This is a genomic window from Conexibacter arvalis, assembly GCF_014199525.1.
Taxonomy (GTDB): Bacteria; Actinomycetota; Thermoleophilia; order Solirubrobacterales; family Solirubrobacteraceae; genus Conexibacter; species Conexibacter arvalis.
Genome location: NZ_JACHNU010000005.1, coordinates 13,714 through 28,354, shown reverse-complemented (window position 1 = coordinate 28,354; position 14,641 = coordinate 13,714). Strand labels below are relative to the sequence as shown.

Below are 14,641 nucleotides of genomic sequence, written 5' to 3'. Positions count from 1 at the left end.
CCTGGTCGCACCGCCTTGGCTGGGATCGGCTGACTCGGCGAGGAGCTGAAGGGTCAGGTGCGCGAACTGACGCGCCGACGCGCCAACTTGGCGCGTAGACGCTCATCGGTTCCGGCGCTCAGCGCAGCTCGAATTCCTCGGCGCCGTCGCGGACCGGCGGTGGCTCGGGGGGCGGTGTCTGCGCGGGGGTCGGGGCGGGCTGCGGCGCGGGGGCCGGCGCCGGCTGCGGCGCCGGTGCGGGCGGCGGCGGCGGCGCCGGCGTCGCGTTCGCGCGGGCGAGCGCCGCCCTGCGGGCCGCGGCGGCGCGGCGCTCGCGCGCCGCTCTGCGCCGGGCGGCGGCCGCTCGCTCGCGGCGGGCGGCGCGGGCGGCGGCGTTCGATCTCGCCTGCCGCGCCGCTCTCACGCGCGCGTCGGCGGCGGCCTGCTGGCGGGCGTCGACCGCCGGCGTCGTCTCGCCGCCGGCTCTCGAAGGCCGCTCCTCCTCGCCGCCGCCGCCCAGCGACAGCATGAGCGCTATCAGCGCGGCGACCGCGACCGACGCGGCGACCGCGAGCTTCGTTCTCGGCTCCGACAGGAAGCTGTGGCCGCCCTCCTTGCCGGCGGCGGCGCCCTCGCCGCGAGCGCCGACGCCCGCCGCGCCCGCCCCCGCGCCGAGCAGCGCGATGGCGCCGAGCGCAAGCGGGACCGGCGGCGCGATCGCCGCGATCCCGCGCACGCGCAGCACGCTGCGGCGGCAGGAGGAGCACTCGGCGAGGTGGTCGCGCGCCAACGCGTAGCGCTCCCCCTCCTCGTCGAGCAGGCCGAGCGCGTACGCCTTCACGAGCGAATGGTGCTCCTCGCACCAGGCGCCGGCTCTGATCTCCCCGATCACGGGCGCGAGCTTGCGCGAGACCGCGTCCATGATCTTCTCCATCCGCTTCGGCGCGACGCCGATCAGCCTCGCGGCCTCCGGACGGGAGTACTCGTAGACGTAGCAGAGCGCCGCCGCCTGCAGCTCGCGCCGGTCGAGCCGCTCGCGCAGCCCGGCGATGAACTGCCGCAGCCGCATCTCGTCGTCGAGCCGCTGGTCGACGTCGGGCTCGCCGCTCAGCTCGTCGAGCTGCTCGGGATCGGCGCGGCGGCTGGGATGGATCGCGCGATGCTCGTCGAGCGCGCGCCGGTGGGCGATCGAGACGAGCAGGCCCTTGTGGTTGTCGACCGCCTCGCCGTCGGCCAGCTTCGTGTGCAGCGCGTGCCACGCCTGGTTGTAGGCGGCGTCGAGATCGGCGGCGTCGAGCCGCACGTTGGCGGCGGCGAGCTTGGCCGCGACCGTCGCGACGATCTCCGGCTTCAGCTCGGCGTACTCGCGCTCCAGCAGCGCGTCGGCGGCGGTCCGACGACCGCGGAGCGCGAAGGCGGTCACGCCGGCTCGCCTCGTTCCAGCAGCGTGACGGCGAGCGCGTACAGCGCGACGACGTAGCCGAGCGACGCGCTCAGGTGGACGGGGACCATCACCGCATCCTCGCGCATCGCGCCGATCGCGCGGAACAGCTCCGACGCCGCCGCGCGCGCGATCGAGACCGGCGGCCGCGGCGGCAGGCCGAGCGGGTGGCAGCCGTCGCGCAGGACCGCGCCGGCGACGCGGACGGCGCCGCCCCGCTCCGCCTCGAGCTCCTCGCCGCGGAAGGCGCGCGCCTCCAGCGCATGCCACAGCAGCCGCGCCGAGGCGCCGCTGGTGTCGCGCAGCAGCTCGAGCGACTCGACCAGGTGCGGATGGCGCGGTCGCACCAGCCTTGGCGCCTGGCTCTGCAATGCCTGCGCCAGCAGCGCGACCTCGAGCAGCAGCTCGCCCGCGGCGCACATCAGCGCGTCGCTGCCGCGGCGGCGCTCTACTGCCACGGCATCGCCGGTCAGCTCGGCGCCGTGCGCGACGGCGTCGGCGAGCATCTGCGCGAGCGCGGGCTCGTCGCGTGCCTCGATCTCGTCGAACAGGTTCGTTGCGGTCAACATCGGTCTGTCTCCAGGCCTCCGGTCGGGCGGTCCCTCTCCCGACACGTCGCGTCGCTGCGCGCCTCTCCCCCCGCTCAGTCGATCGCGTCGACGCGGACGTGCAGCCGTCTGGAGCGCAGCTCCGGCCACGGCCATCCCGGCGTGTTGCGCACCAGCGAGCGGAACGTGAAGATCGTGTCGCGAGTCACGCTGACGAAGCGATATCTCCACGCGTAGCGGCCGCGCCGGTCGGCGCGGACCGTCCCGACGGTCCGCCATTCGCCGCTGACGATCGCCTGCAGCTCGACGACGGCGCCGCGCGCCGCCGCGCCAGCGCCGCGCAGTCTCCCGCGCAGCACGACCGCCTGGTTTCTGCGCAGCCTCGCCTTCGAGCGCGCGATCGTCAGCGACGCCCGATCGCGGATCGTCGCGGCCGCCCTGACCGTGTCGGCGGCGCCGGCGCGCGGCGCGAAGGAGACGGTGACGCGCACGGCGCCGCGCCCCTTGACCTTGACGGCGAAGCGGCCGGCGGCGGTCGTCTTGACGGCCGGCAGCCTGCGCGGTCTCGCCGCGACCGCGCCCAGCGCCTGCGAGACGACGGTCAGGCGGGCGCCCGCGATCGGCTGGCCGGCGCGGGTGCGGAGCGTGCCGGTCAGCTTCGCGGCGCGGCCGGGCTTGCGGACGACATGCGCGCGCGCCAGTCTGAGGCGCGGGGATCTGACCGCCGGCGTCCCGTTGCCGGCGGGCGGCGTCGTGTCCGGCGGCTCCTGGTCGGGCGGCGGCGTGACGTCGCCGTCTCTTCTGTCGCCGTCACTTCTGTCGCCATCTCTCGGCGGATGCTTCACCTCGAAGGCGACCGGTCCCCAGCTCGTCGTGTTGCGCGCGGCGTCGACGACCGTCCCCGCCACGGTGTGGGTGCCGTTCTCGAGCGCGGTCGTGTCGATCGTGAAGGCGCGGGCCGTCGAGGACGGGCAGGGCTGCAGGACGGTGAACGGCTCTCTGCAGGTGCCGGCCGGGCCGGCCGACGCGCTGACCTGCGGCAGCCCGCCGTCGACCGAGACGGTCGTCTCCGCGACGCCGCCGCCGACGTCGCTGCTCTCGACGACGAGCGTCGCGCGACCGGTGACCGACGGCTCCTCGACGACCGGCCCCGACAGCTGCGGCGCGGCCGGCGCTCTGAGGTCGTGGATCTGGATCCGCGAGCCGAGCAGGCGCAGCCGCGCGGGCGCCGACGCCGGCGCGCAGGGGCCCGCGACGCAGCCGGCCCACAGGTCGATCGCGTGGAGCACGGGGGTGCCGCCCTCGCCGGTTCTCTCCGGCTCGGCGTCGGTGCCGAGCGCGCACGGCGGCGCACCGGTCGCGAGGCAGCCCCACGTGTTCTGGACGGCCGTCCCCTTCCGCGTGCCGACCGCCGCCTCGTAGCCGCTCGCGGCGGTCTCGGCGACGTAGTCGACGTGCCAGGCGTCGACATGCGCCCCGGCCGGCGGGACGATCGACGCCATCCCGCGCACGCCGGCATCGAACGAGCGGCCGGGCGCGAGCGCCAGCTCGAGCGCGCCGCCGCCGGCGCAGTCGTCTCTGACGAGCACGTCGCCGCTCGCCGCGCCGACCGCGCCGACCGTCCACGCGCTCGTGCCGATCGGACCGCCGAGCGGGTCGCGGCACGACCACACGTCGTATCTCTGATCGCCCGCCGCCGCGGCCGGAGCAGCCGCGATCGCGCCGCCGGCCATGATGCCTGCCGCGGCCAGAAGCAGGGCGGCAGACGCCCGTCCACGGCCTTGAATCCTTCGCTGCAATGCAAACACCGTCGCGCCTTCTTGTCCTGATGGTGGCGCCCCCGCCGGCAGAGCAGGTTAGCGGTGAGGCGCGACGGCAGTCGGCCCCGCCGCGGTCGCGAGCGCGCCGCGGCGGGGCCGAACCGGCTCGATCACTCCCGCGGCAGGCCGTAGCGGGCGACGATCCGCTCGTAGTTGAGCCGCAGCAGCTCGATCACCTCGCGCTCGTCCTCGGCGCCGGCGATCGGGCGGGCGCCGAGGCTCGGCGAGTCGGTGATCGGGTGCGGCACGACCCGGCCCTGTGCCCGCAGCTCGGCGCCCAGCTCGCGCTGGAAGGCGAAGTGCGCGACGCGACTGCCGTGCAGGTGGCCGATCTCGCGGCGGCCGAGCATGAACGAGAACTCGCCCCGCTCGCCGGGGCCGGCGGTCGTGACGCCCGGCCAGGCCGTCACGGCGGCGGTGATGCGGGCTCTGGCGTCGGTCTCGGTGGTCGTCGTCATCGCTGGTCTCCGTTCCTCGGAAGCGGTCGGAGCGCGATCATGCACCTTCAAGCGGACTTGAAGTCAAGGGCGCCCGGCGCGCGGGCGCGGCTGCGCGACGTGTCGTGCCGCCGCCGTCGCGGAGATACTGCGTCCATGAGCGAGCGCAACGTGCTGGGCGGCGAGCTGGAGCCCTGCGGCACCGACCCGGTCACCGGCTTCTTCCGCGACGGCTGCTGCCACACCGGACCGGCCGACCGCGGCAGCCACACGATCTGCGCGGTCGTCACCGCGGAGTTCCTCGCGCACCAGCGCGGCATCGGCAACGACCTCACGACGCCGGCGCCCGAGTACGACTTCCCCGGCCTCGTCCCGGGCGACCGCTGGTGCGTCACCGCCGCCAACTGGCTGCGCGCGCACGCCGACGGCGCCGCCGCCTTCGTCGTGCTCGCCTCGACGCACGAGAAGGCGCTGGAGATCGTGCCGCTGGAGGCGCTGCGCGAGCACGCCGTCGACGTGCCGGCCGACCCAGGCTCGCTGATCGAGTAGCCGCCGGCCGCGTCGATGTCGTCCGGGATCGGAGTGCTCCGCGAGGGGCCGCTGCACGCCGCCGTCAAGGATGCGCTCGCGCGCCCCGGCGACCGCGTCGAGGTGCCGGTCGGCCGCTTCGTGATCGACCTCGTGCGCGCCGACGGCGAGCTGGTCGAGATCCAGACCGGCGGCTTCGGCCCGCTCGGGCCGAAGCTCGACGCGCTGCTCGACGACCACCGCATGCGGATCGTCCATCCTGTCGCGGCCGAGCGCCGGATCGTGCGCGTCGACGCCGACGGCGAGGTGCTCAGCGCGCGCCGCTCCCCGCGCCGCGCGACCGCCCTGGACCTGTTCGACAAGCTCGTCACGTTCCCGTCGCTGCTCGCCCACCCCAACCTGACGCTGGAGGTCGTGCTGACGCGCGAGGACCACGTGCGCGGGCCCGAGCCGGTGCGCGTCCGGCGCCGCACGAAGGATCCCGGCCAGCGGCGCCTGACGGGGATCGCCTCGCGAGTGGAGCTGCGCGAGCCGGCCGACCTGCTCGGCCTGCTGCCGCCGCTGCCGGACGAGCCGTTCACGACGAGGGAGCTGAGAGCGCTCGCCGGCTGCCCGACGCTGCTGGCGCAGCGGGTCGTCTACTGCCTGCGGCTCGCCGAGCTGCTCGAGCCGGCCGGCAAGCGCGGCCGCGCCCCGCTGCACCGGCTCGCCGCGCCGGGCTGATCGCCGTCCGGGTCCGGCGACCGCCGACTCCTGCCACGACGCCGACTCGCGACCCGGTAGCGGTGGCGGTCGGGCGGACGCGGCCAACCGCAAAACGAAGGTTGCCCTCCGGTATCGTGGAGCCGATGCCCGCCGCGCGACCGAGAGCCAGCGCCGCCGCGCCCGGCCGCGCGCCGCGCCGGGATGCGCTGCGCAACCGCGCGCTGCTGATCGAGACCGCCGCCGCAGCCTTCCGCGACGAGGGCCTGCAGGTCGGCGTCGACGAGATCGCCCGCCGCGCCCGGGTCGGGATCGCGACGCTCTACCGCCACTTCCCGACGAAGGGCGACCTCGTCGTCGCCGTCAGCTCGGGGCTGCTCGACCAGCTCGGCGAGGCCCGCGACGCGGCGCTCGCCGCCGGCGACGACGCGCTCGTGCTCGAGCGCTTCCTGCGCGCCGCGCTCGCCCAGCTGCAGCAGAACCGCGGCCTCGTCGAGGCGCTCGCGCAGCATCCGCCCTCCCCGGAGATCAGGGAGCGGATGCGCGAGCGGATGCTCGAGATCGTCGCGCCCGTCGTCGCGCGAGCGCACGCCGCCGGCACGCTCGAGCGGACGCTCGACGCCGAGGACCTGCTGATCGCGATCCGCATGCTCGGCGCCGCCTCCGCCCCCGGCACGCGCCGCGAGCCCGAGCGCTACCTGCGGCTGCTGCTGGCGGGCCTGCGCGAGGGCGCGTAGCGACGACTCAGCGCACTCCCGCCTCGGCCAGCCACGCCCACGCCTGCGCCTGGTCGACGACCTCGACGCCGAGTCTCGCCGCCTTGTCGGTCTTGGAGGCGCCGACGTCGGCGCCGGCGATCAGGTAGGTCGTCGATCTGCTGACCGACGAGGCCGAGGTCGCGCCGGCCTGCTCCAGCAGCCGCACGACGGCCGGGCGCGGGACCTTCTGGCCGGAGTCGGGATCGCTGAAGGCGCCGGTGACGACGACCGTGGCGCCCTTCAGCGGCGTCTCGGCGGCGTCGGCGACCTCGATCGGCCGGTCCTCGTCGCGCACGTCGAGGTCGACGCCGGCGGCCCGCAGCGCGGCGATCTCGTCACGCACCTCCGGTCGCGAGAAGTAGGCGACCAGCGAGGCCGCGACCTTCGGGCCGATGTCGCGAATCGCCTCCAGCTGCTCGGCGTCGAGCGCCATGATCTCCTCGATCCGCTCGAAGCCGGCGAGGCAGAGCCGCTTCGCGACGCCCTCGGAGGCCATCGGGATCGCGAGCCCGATCAGCGCCCGCCGCAGCCCGAGGCCGCGCGAACGGTCGATCGAGGCGACCATCGCCGCCGAGGAGGTCTCGCCCATCCGCTCGTAGGCCATCAGCTGCTCGACCGTCAGCCCGTAGAAGTCGGAGGGCCGCTCCAGCACCCCGTCGTCGGCGAGCTTCTCGATCCAGGTCGTGCCGACCCCCTCCATGTCGGCGGCGTGGCGCGAGGACCAGTGGATCAGCCGCCGCACCGCCTGCGCCGGGCACTGGAGGTTCTCGCACCACAGCTCCTCGCCGGTCCCGCGCACGACCAGCGCGGTCCCGCACGACGGGCAGTCGGTCGGCAGCACGATCTCGCGCTCCTCCCCCGTCCGTCTCTCCGGCACCGAGCCGGCGATGAACGGGATCACGTCGCCGCGGCGCATGATCCGCACCGTGTCGCCGACGCGGATGTCGCGCTCGCGCACCAGCCGCGGGTTGTGCAGCGAGGCGTACGTGACCGTCGTGCCGCCGACGAAGACCGGCTCGACCTGCGCGCGCGGCACGACGCGGCCGATCTTGCCGACCGGCCAGGTGACGTCGAGCAGTCTCGTCATCCGCTCCTCGGCCGGGTACTTCCACGCGAGCGCGCCGCGCGGGGCGGCGGCGGTCGCGCCGGCCGCCTCGAAGGCGCGGCGGGAGGCGAGCCGCACGACGGCGCCGTCGATGTCGAAGTCGTAGCCGGAGCGCCGCTCCGCTATCTCCGCGATCGCCCTGGCCAGCTCGTCGGCGTCGGCGGCCGGGAAGACGTCCGGCACGTCGAAGCCGAGCGCGCGCAGCCGTGCCGCCGGGTCGTCGGGGACCTCGCCGGCGCCCGCCGGAGCGCTGCCGTCCTCCTCGAACAGGTCGAAGGCGAAGAAGCGCAGCGTCCGCCCTCTCGCGACGCACTCCTGCGGCGACTTGTGCACGAGCGTGCCCGCGGCGGCGTTGCGCGGGTTGACGAGCGGTCTGTCGGGGTGGGTGTCGTTGTACGCGTCGAAGGTCGAGCGCAGCATCACCGCCTCGCCGCGCACCTCGATCCGCCCGCTCGTACCCTCCAGGCGCTCCGGCAGCCCGAAGACGACGAGCTGCGCCTTCTCGGTCACGCGCTCGCCGTCGCGGCCGTCGCCGCGCGTCGCCACGTACTCCACCGCGCCGTCTCTGTAGGCGATCGCGAGGCTGATGCCGTCGAGCTTGGGCGTCACGCGGAAGGCCTGTCCGGGGAAGCGGGCGACGAACGCCTCCAGCTGCTCGGGCGTCGTCGCCTTCTCCAGCGACAGCATCGGGCGGCTGTGGCGGATCGTCTGGCCGGCGACGAGCTCCGGCGACCACGGCCGCTCGAGCGGGTTGTCCTCCAGCGCGACGTCCGGGTTGGCCGCCAGCAGCTCCCGCAGCCGCTCCTCCAGCGCGTCGTAGTCGGCGTCGACCAGCTCGGGGACGCCTTGCGCGTACAGCTTGCGGTGGTGGTCGATCTGGGCGGCGAGGTCGGTCGCCTGCTGCTGGGCGGAGTCGGTCACAGCCCGACCATAGGACAGCGACCGGCGTCTGCGCCCCGCCGTCGGCTACGCCTCCTGCGCGATGCCCGGCGGGTCGGCCCGGTCGACGAACAGGTCGACGGCCAGCTCGGCGTCGGCGCCGGCGTGGGCGTATCTCGTCAGGTCGGTGATCCCGGCCGCGACGAGCACGTCCTCGCACAGCAGCGCCTGGCCGGTCAGCTCGCGGCTCGGGCGCGTCAGCACGTGGTAGGCGGCGTCGGCGTAGACGTCGGGGGTGCGGGCGCGGCGCATCGCCTCGTCGCCGCCGAGCAGGTTCTGGACCGCGGCGGTCGCGACGAGCGTCCGCGGCCACAGCGCGTTGGAGGCGACGCCGGCCTCGCGCAGCTCCTGCGCCAGCCCGAGCGCGACGAGCGTCATGCCGTACTTGGCGATCGTGTAGGCGGTGTGCGGCGCCAGCCATCTCGGGTCGAGGTCGATCGGCGGCGAGAGCGTGAGGATGTGCGGGTTGGTCCCCTGCTCGAGGTGCGGGACGCATGCCTTGGAGACCGCGAAGGTGCCGCGCACGTTGATGTCCTGCATCAGGTCGTAGCGCTTCATCTCCAGCTGCTCGATCCCGGCGAGGTTGATCGCGCTGGCGTTGTTGACGCAGACGTCGATCCCGCCGAAGCGCTCGACCGTCTGGGCGACGGCCGCCTCGACCTGCGCCTCGTCGCGGATGTCGCCGACGATCGGGAGCGCGCTGCCGCCGGCCGCCTCGATCTGCTCGGCCGCGGTGTAGACGGTCCCCTCCAGCTTCGGATGCGGCTCGGCCGTCTTCGCGATCAGCGCGACGTTGGCGCCGTCGCGGGCGGCGCGCAGCGCGATCGCCAGCCCGATCCCGCGGCTCGCGCCCGAGATGAAGATCGTCCGTCCGGCCAGGTTCAGCTCGCTCATGCCGCAGCACCCTAGTGCCCGCCCGCGGCCGCCGGCGCCGGTCCTGGCCGCGCGGCCAGTTCGCCGGCCCCGCCCTCCCGGCCGCGGACCTCTGTCATCCAGTGCACGCTCAGCGTGCATCGGACGACAGAGGTCTTCGGCGGCGGCGCGTTTCGGCGGGCGGCCGGCGGGTAGCGGGCGGCCATGGCGCCCGCGACCCGCAGCGCGACCGCCCCGCCCGCGCCGGTCCCCGAGCGGCCGACGCTGCCGCGCATGCGCTCGGCCGTGCAGGAGTGCCGCGCCTGCGACCTGTGGGCCGGCGCGACGCAGGCCGTCTTCGGCGACGGCCCGGCGCGCGCCGAGGTCGTGCTCGTCGGCGAGCAGCCGGGCGACAGAGAGGACGTCGAGGGCGCCCCGTTCGTCGGGCCCGCCGGCCACCTGCTCGACCGCGCGCTCGCCGACGCCGGGATCGCGCGCGAGCGCGTCTACCTCACCAACGCGGTCAAGCACTTCCGCTACAGACAGCGCGGCAAGCGGCGGATCCACCAGCGGCCCGAGGCGTTCCAGATCGCCGCCTGCCGTCCGTGGCTCGACGCCGAGCTCGCCGTCGTCAGACCGCGCGTGCTCGTCTGCATGGGCGCGGTCGCCGCGCAGGGCCTGCTCGGCTCCGCCGTGCGCGTGACGAGAGACCGCGGCCGGCCGCTCGACTCGCCGCTCGCCGAGGACGTGAGCGTCACCGTCCATCCCTCCTCGATCCTGCGTGCCCCCGACGAGCCGGCGCGGCGCGCCGCCTACGACGCCTTCGTCGCCGACCTCGCGCGGGTGGCGGCGGTGCTCGACGGCTGAGCTGGCGCATGGCGAGAGCGCGGTGCGAACGGGGTTTTCGCCGACGCGCTGCGGGCATGTCAAAGGCACTCCCGCCCACCGACGCAGGAGGGACCCACGATGCAGCTGACCATGCCGATCGAGATCCGCCGCCGGAGACCGGAGGGCCGCTGGCAGGCCCGTCGCGGCGGCAGCCTGATCGCCGCCGGCGCGACCGGCGCCATGCTCGCGTACTTCCTCGACCCCGAGCGGGGCCGGCGCCGCCGCCACACCGCGCGCGACCGCACGCTCGCGCTCGGACGCCGCTCGGCGCGCAACGCCGCCCGCCGCGCCGAGCATGCCGTCGGCCCGGTTCGCGGCGCCGCCCATCGTGCCGAGCAGGCGGTCCACCCCTCGCCGCCGCGCGACTACGACGAGGTGACGCTCGCGCGCAAGGTCGAGACCGAGATCTTCCGCCCGGCCGACGCGCCGAAGGGGTCGGTCAACGTCAACGTGCACGAGCACGTCGTCGAGCTGCGCGGGACCGTCGAGCGGCCCGACCAGATCGCCGCGCTGGGCGAGGCCGCGGCCGCGGTCGACGGGGTCGAGCGGGTCGAGAACCTGCTGCACACCCCGGACCAGCCGGCGCCCCACGCGCCGCCGAGCGACCCGGCCGACGTGCGGGCACGGGCCGCGGCGCACCACGGGAACGGGGCGAAGACATGAGCGCGCCAGGCATCCTGCTGGAGGTCCCCCAGCCCGCCGAGCCGTCGACCCCGGCGGTGCCAGACCAGCCGGCCGTGCCGGTTCCCGGCGAGCCGTCGACCCCGGCGGTCCCCAAGGAGCCGGCGGTGCCGAGTGACCCGGTGCCCGCGCCCGAGCAGCCCGAGCCGCCGCCGGCGCCCGAGGTCGAGCCCGAGCCCGACCCGGTGCCGTAGCGACCGGCGCGCGCCGCCCCGCATCGGCCAGGCACGCCCGGGTCGGGGCGCGCCGGCGCGCCAGCGTCGGTCGGGCGCACCCGACGGGGGCCTCGCCGCCACGCGCTCCGGTAGAGTGCCGCTCCACTGCGTGGCGGTGCGAGGAAGCCGGTGAGAGACCGGCGCGGTCGCGCCACTGTGATCGGGCCTGCGGGCCCGTCAGCCAGACACTCCTCCGTCACGCGACCACCCACGACGGGACGCGTGATCCCGAGGAGGTACTTCAGATGTCCGATCTCATCGCCGAGCGTGGCTCCGCTCGGCTCCCGGCCCCGGTCGTCTCGCCGCGCGAGCTGCTGCCGTGGGCGCTGGCGGTCAGCGTGCTGATGGTCGTGCTCGTCTACTTCGTCGGCGGCGAGCAGGGGATCCTCTCGCTCGTCTCCGGGAGCGGCGTCCACGAGTTCGTGCACGACGCCCGCCACCTGCTCGGCTTCCCCTGCCACTGAGGAGGCCGAGATGGCACGCACCCTGCTCGTGCGGGGGCTGATCGCCGGCGCGCTCGCCGGCGTCGCGGCCTTCGCGTTCGCGCTCGTCTTCGGCGAGCCGCAGATCGACAAGGCGATCGCGTTCGAGGAGTCGCTGGCAGCGGCCGCCGGCGAGCCGGCCGAGCCCGAGCTCGTCAGCCGCGCGACCCAGAGCACGATCGGCCTGCTGACCGGCACCGTCGTGATGGGCGTCGCGCTCGGCTCGCTGTTCGCGATCGTCTTCGCGTGGGCGTACGGCCGCGTCGGCGCGCTCGGCGCGCGGGCGACGGCGGCGCTGCTGGGGCTCGCCGCCTTCCTCGCGATCACGCTCGTCCCTTCGACGAAGTACCCGGCCAACCCGCCGACGGTCGGCAACCCCGACACGATCGACAGACGGACGCTGCTGTTCGTCGCGATGATCGCGATCTCGGTGCTGTCGCTGATCGCGGCGTGGCGTCTGTGGCGGCAGTTGTCGCCGCGGCTCGGCGCCTGGACCGCCGCGATCGCCGCCGGCGCGGTGTTCCTGCTCGCGGTCGCCGTCGCCGAGCTGCTGCTGCCCGGCGTCCAGGAGACCCCGAGCGGCTTCCCGCCGGACCTGCTGTGGGAGTTCCGGCTCGCCTCGATCGGCCTCAACGCGACGCTGTGGCTGGCGCTCGGCCTCGGCTTCGGCGCGCTCGCCGAGCGCGTCCTCGAGCCGCGCGCCGTCCGCCGCGAGATGGTGAGCGCGGGGGCGTGACCGTGCGGCGGGGACGGAGCGGTGCACCCGCGCGTCCGGCGGCCGACCGCTGCCCCGGCGTGCTGCGCCCGCACGACGCCGGTGACGGCCGACTGGCGCGCGTGCGCGTGCCGGGCGGCCTGCTGCGCGCCGACCAGCTCGACGCGCTCGCCGCCGGCGCCGCGCTCGGCAACGGCCTCGCCGAGCTGACCTCGCGCGGCAGCGTCCAGCTGCGAGGGCTGCCCGAAGGGGCGTGCGATGGGGGCGCGGCGGGCGGGCTGGCGCGCGTGCTCGCCGCGGGTGGGCTGCTTCCCTCGCCGGCCCACGACCGCGTGCGCAACCTGCTCGCGAGTCCGCTCGCGGGACGTCATCCCGACTCGCTGCTCGACACCGACCCGCTCGTCGCCGCCTTCGACGCCGCCCTCTGCGCCGACCCCGCGCTCGCCGCGCTGCCCGGCCGCTTCCTGTTCGCGCTCGACGACGGCGCCGGCTTGACGGACATCGCGGCGAGCGACGTGGCGCTGGTGGCCGAGGCGCGAGACGCCCTCGGCCACCAGCCCGCCCCCGCGCGTGACGAAGCGGCGGACCGCGACCTTGCCGGCGCGGCCGCGGACCGGGACGTCGCGGATGCCGCGATGTCGAATCTCGACGGCGCTGGCGGGCCCGGCGCGTCCGGCGGACTCGGCCCCGCCGGTCGCGCCGTGCCCGCGAGCGTCGTACTCCGCCTGCACCTCGCCGGCACGCCGACGACGCTGACCGTCCCGGCCGCCGCCTCCCTGCCCGCCGCTCCGGGCGCCACAAGCTCCGCCGCTGGCGCCAGCTCCGCGCCCGGCGCCGCCCACGCCGTGCCTGGCTCCGCGGCCGCCGCGCCTGGCTCCGCGGCCGCCGCTCCGGGCTCCGCGGCCGCCGCGTCTGGCTCCGCGGCCGCCGCGCCTGACTCCGCGGCCGCCGCTCCGGGCTCCGCGACCGCCGCGTCTGGCTCCGCGGCCGCCGCGCCTGGCTCCGTGGCCGCCATTCCCGACGCCGCGCCGGCGTCGCTCGCGGCGGTTGCGACGCTGCTCGACGCGGCACGGGGGTTTCTCGCGCTCCGCGACGAGCTCGACCCGACCGCGTGGCACGTCGCCGACCTGCCCGACGGTGCCGCGCGGCTGGCCGCTGCGCTCGGCGGCGCAGTGAACTCCGGTCGTTTGGGGGTCGTAGAGAACCCCAAACGACCGGACTTCGCCCCCGGCCGCCGTGTCCAGCCCGACGGACGGATCGCGCTGACGGCGCTGGCGCCGCTGGGCCGGCTCGACCGCGCGCAGCTGCTGGGGCTGGCGGCGCTGCTGCAGGAGACCGCCCCGACCGCGGAAGCCGTGACGCCGCTCGGCGGCGAAGCCGCCCGCGCCGCCGCTCCCCCCGCACGCGCCGGCGCGCAAGACGACAGCGAGTCCGCCTGCCCGGCCGAACCCGCCGCCGGCACCTGGATCGCCTCCGCGCTGCGGCTCTCGACCGCCCGCACGGTGACGCTCGTCGACCTGCCGCCCGACACGGCCGATGCCGCCGCGCGCGAGCTGGAGCGGCTCGGGCTGGTCGTCGAGAGCGGCTCGGGCTGGGAGGGGCTGACGGCCTGCTCGGGCCTTGGGGCCTGCCGGCGGGCGCTCGTCGACGTGCGGGGGGCCGCGGCGGTGCGCGCCGCCAGACGCCGGGCCGGCGCACCGGCCGAGCATTGGTCGGCCTGCCCGCGCAGATGCGGGATGAAGCGCGACGTCGCGATCGGCGTCGTCGCCGACGACGGAGCCGGTGGCCGCGAGCCGTCGCCAGGGAGCCCATCGCCGACCTTGACGATCTTCCGCGCGGGAGGTCGCTGGCGCGACGCCGCCGACGCCGCCCGCGCGCTCGAACTGCTGGACACGGACACGAACGAAAGACCCGCCGCATGACGACGACCGACTACATCCGCGACGGTGCGGAGATCTACCGCAACTCGTTCGCGATCATCCGCGCAGAAGCCGACCTCGACGGGCTCGACCCGATCCTCGCGCGGACGGTCGTGCGGATGATCCACTCCTGCGGGATGGTCGACCTGCGTGCCGACGTCGCCGCCTCCGCCGGCTTCGGCGCCGCCGCCGAGGGCGCGCTGCGGGCCGGCGCGCCGATCCTCTGCGACACGATGATGGTCGCCTCCGGGATCACGCGGAAGCGGCTGCCGGCCGACAACGAGGTCGTCTGCACGCTCAACGACGAGCGCGTGCCGGAGCTGGCGCGGGAGCTCGGCACGACCCGCAGCGCCGCCGCGATGGAGCTGTGGCGCGAGCGGCTCGCCGGGTCGCTGGTCGTGATCGGCAACGCCCCGACCTCGCTCTTCCGTCTGCTCGAGCTGGTCGAGGCCGGCGCGCCGCGGCCGGCCGCGGTGATCGGCGTGCCGGTCGGCTTCGTCGGGGCGGCCGAGTCGAAGGTCGCGCTCGCCGAGCACGAGAGCCGCCTCGAGCACCTCGTCGTCCACGGCCGCCGCGGCGGGAGCGCGATCGCCTGCGGCGCCGTCAACGCGCTCGCGAGCGAGCAGGAGTAG

General features: G+C 76.0%; 16 protein-coding genes and 1 riboswitch. Of the genes, 10 read left to right on the top strand and 6 right to left on the bottom strand.

All coding sequences use genetic code 11. The features are described 5' to 3' along the window. Positions 1–118: 118 nt before the first annotated feature. The 4 genes from BDZ31_RS16705 to BDZ31_RS16690 all read right to left on the bottom strand — a co-directional run bounded on the left by BDZ31_RS16705 (position 119) and on the right by BDZ31_RS16690 (position 4,246). Positions 119–1,402, bottom strand: coding sequence for a sigma-70 RNA polymerase sigma factor region 4 domain-containing protein (locus BDZ31_RS16705; RefSeq protein WP_183343494.1), 1,284 nt, complete (start codon positions 1,400–1,402; stop codon positions 119–121). Beyond that, positions 1,399–1,989, bottom strand: a complete 591-nt coding sequence (locus BDZ31_RS16700; protein WP_183343493.1) for a hypothetical protein — start codon at positions 1,987–1,989, stop codon at positions 1,399–1,401. Before BDZ31_RS16700 ends, BDZ31_RS16705 begins: the two co-directional genes overlap by 4 nt. A gap of 74 nt (positions 1,990–2,063) precedes the next feature. Further along, positions 2,064–3,701 (bottom strand): carboxypeptidase-like regulatory domain-containing protein, encoded by a 1,638-nt coding sequence (locus BDZ31_RS16695; RefSeq protein ID WP_183343492.1) that lies wholly within the window; start codon positions 3,699–3,701, stop codon positions 2,064–2,066. Positions 3,702–3,898: 197 nt separating this feature from the next. Continuing rightward, positions 3,899–4,246: a luciferase domain-containing protein gene (locus tag BDZ31_RS16690; RefSeq protein WP_183343491.1), complete on the bottom strand. Its 348-nt coding sequence runs from the start codon at positions 4,244–4,246 to the stop codon at positions 3,899–3,901. Between the two features lie 135 nt (positions 4,247–4,381). Here BDZ31_RS16690 and BDZ31_RS16685 point away from each other — a divergent pair, with 135 nt between their 5' ends. The 3 genes from BDZ31_RS16685 (at position 4,382) to BDZ31_RS16675 (ending at position 6,192) form a co-directional block, all read left to right on the top strand. Next, entirely contained in the window at positions 4,382–4,774 is a 393-nt protein-coding gene (locus tag BDZ31_RS16685) for a DUF2237 family protein (protein ID WP_183343490.1), read from the top strand. Positions 4,775–4,789: 15 nt separating this feature from the next. Continuing rightward, complete coding sequence (locus BDZ31_RS16680; RefSeq protein ID WP_183343489.1) at positions 4,790–5,476, top strand: DUF8091 domain-containing protein; 687 nt, start codon at positions 4,790–4,792, stop codon at positions 5,474–5,476. A 125-nt stretch (positions 5,477–5,601) separates the two neighbouring features. Beyond that, a complete protein-coding gene (locus BDZ31_RS16675) occupies positions 5,602–6,192 on the top strand; it encodes a TetR/AcrR family transcriptional regulator (RefSeq protein WP_183343488.1) in 591 nt (196 codons plus the stop codon). 7 nt (positions 6,193–6,199) lie between these two features. Here BDZ31_RS16675 and ligA read toward each other — a convergent pair whose 3' ends face one another. Then, the gene (gene ligA, locus BDZ31_RS16670) at positions 6,200–8,239 is read right to left on the bottom strand and encodes an NAD-dependent DNA ligase LigA (RefSeq protein WP_183343487.1); all 2,040 of its coding nucleotides are present in this window, start codon (positions 8,237–8,239) and stop codon (positions 6,200–6,202) included. 45 nt (positions 8,240–8,284) lie between these two features. After that, positions 8,285–9,151 carry an SDR family oxidoreductase gene (locus BDZ31_RS16665; protein WP_221243139.1) on the bottom strand — a complete coding sequence of 289 codons (867 nt, stop codon included), beginning with the start codon at positions 9,149–9,151 and terminating at the stop codon, positions 8,285–8,287. A 183-nt stretch (positions 9,152–9,334) separates the two neighbouring features. Here BDZ31_RS16665 and BDZ31_RS16660 point away from each other — a divergent pair, with 183 nt between their 5' ends. The 7 genes from BDZ31_RS16660 to BDZ31_RS16630 all read left to right on the top strand — a co-directional run bounded on the left by BDZ31_RS16660 (position 9,335) and on the right by BDZ31_RS16630 (position 14,641). Next, positions 9,335–9,976: a UdgX family uracil-DNA binding protein gene (locus BDZ31_RS16660; RefSeq protein ID WP_183343486.1), complete on the top strand. Its 642-nt coding sequence runs from the start codon at positions 9,335–9,337 to the stop codon at positions 9,974–9,976. Between the two features lie 99 nt (positions 9,977–10,075). Then, on the top strand, positions 10,076–10,660 hold the full coding sequence (locus BDZ31_RS16655) for a BON domain-containing protein (protein ID WP_183343485.1): 585 nt from the start codon (positions 10,076–10,078) through the stop codon (positions 10,658–10,660). Next, positions 10,657–10,872 carry a hypothetical protein gene (locus BDZ31_RS16650; RefSeq protein WP_183343484.1) on the top strand — a complete coding sequence of 72 codons (216 nt, stop codon included), beginning with the start codon at positions 10,657–10,659 and terminating at the stop codon, positions 10,870–10,872. The genes BDZ31_RS16655 and BDZ31_RS16650 overlap by 4 nt, the downstream gene beginning before the upstream one ends. Before the next feature lie 102 nt (positions 10,873–10,974). Then, a riboswitch (cobalamin riboswitch) is annotated at positions 10,975–11,105 on the top strand. A 33-nt stretch (positions 11,106–11,138) separates the two neighbouring features. After that, a complete protein-coding gene (locus BDZ31_RS16645) occupies positions 11,139–11,357 on the top strand; it encodes a CbtB domain-containing protein (RefSeq protein ID WP_183343483.1) in 219 nt (72 codons plus the stop codon). 10 nt (positions 11,358–11,367) lie between these two features. After that, positions 11,368–12,111, top strand: coding sequence for a CbtA family protein (locus BDZ31_RS16640; RefSeq protein ID WP_183343482.1), 744 nt, complete (start codon positions 11,368–11,370; stop codon positions 12,109–12,111). Positions 12,112–12,170: 59 nt separating this feature from the next. Continuing rightward, on the top strand, positions 12,171–14,012 hold the full coding sequence (locus tag BDZ31_RS24570) for a hypothetical protein (RefSeq protein ID WP_221243138.1): 1,842 nt from the start codon (positions 12,171–12,173) through the stop codon (positions 14,010–14,012). Next, positions 14,009–14,641 (top strand): precorrin-8X methylmutase, encoded by a 633-nt coding sequence (locus BDZ31_RS16630; RefSeq protein WP_183343481.1) that lies wholly within the window; start codon positions 14,009–14,011, stop codon positions 14,639–14,641. The genes BDZ31_RS24570 and BDZ31_RS16630 overlap by 4 nt, the downstream gene beginning before the upstream one ends.

Bases quoted from the DNA above. Each gene is read 5' to 3' on its own strand.
- BDZ31_RS16680 (WP_183343489.1), top strand. From the start codon at position 4,790: ATGTCGTCCGGGATCGGAGTGCTCCGCGAGGGGCCGCTGCACGCCGCC.
- BDZ31_RS16690 (WP_183343491.1), bottom strand. From the start codon at position 4,246: ATGACGACGACCACCGAGACCGACGCCAGAGCCCGCATCACCGCCGCC.
- BDZ31_RS16695 (WP_183343492.1), bottom strand. From the start codon at position 3,701: ATGGCCGGCGGCGCGATCGCGGCTGCTCCGGCCGCGGCGGCGGGCGAT.
- BDZ31_RS16655 (WP_183343485.1), top strand. From the start codon at position 10,076: ATGCAGCTGACCATGCCGATCGAGATCCGCCGCCGGAGACCGGAGGGC.
- BDZ31_RS16645 (WP_183343483.1), top strand. From the start codon at position 11,139: ATGTCCGATCTCATCGCCGAGCGTGGCTCCGCTCGGCTCCCGGCCCCG.
- BDZ31_RS16700 (WP_183343493.1), bottom strand. From the start codon at position 1,989: ATGTTGACCGCAACGAACCTGTTCGACGAGATCGAGGCACGCGACGAG.
- BDZ31_RS16640 (WP_183343482.1), top strand. From the start codon at position 11,368: ATGGCACGCACCCTGCTCGTGCGGGGGCTGATCGCCGGCGCGCTCGCC.
- BDZ31_RS16675 (WP_183343488.1), top strand. From the start codon at position 5,602: ATGCCCGCCGCGCGACCGAGAGCCAGCGCCGCCGCGCCCGGCCGCGCG.
- BDZ31_RS16685 (WP_183343490.1), top strand. From the start codon at position 4,382: ATGAGCGAGCGCAACGTGCTGGGCGGCGAGCTGGAGCCCTGCGGCACC.
- BDZ31_RS16650 (WP_183343484.1), top strand. From the start codon at position 10,657: ATGAGCGCGCCAGGCATCCTGCTGGAGGTCCCCCAGCCCGCCGAGCCG.
- BDZ31_RS16660 (WP_183343486.1), top strand. From the start codon at position 9,335: ATGGCGCCCGCGACCCGCAGCGCGACCGCCCCGCCCGCGCCGGTCCCC.
- BDZ31_RS16665 (WP_221243139.1), bottom strand. From the start codon at position 9,151: ATGAGCGAGCTGAACCTGGCCGGACGGACGATCTTCATCTCGGGCGCG.
- BDZ31_RS16630 (WP_183343481.1), top strand. From the start codon at position 14,009: ATGACGACGACCGACTACATCCGCGACGGTGCGGAGATCTACCGCAAC.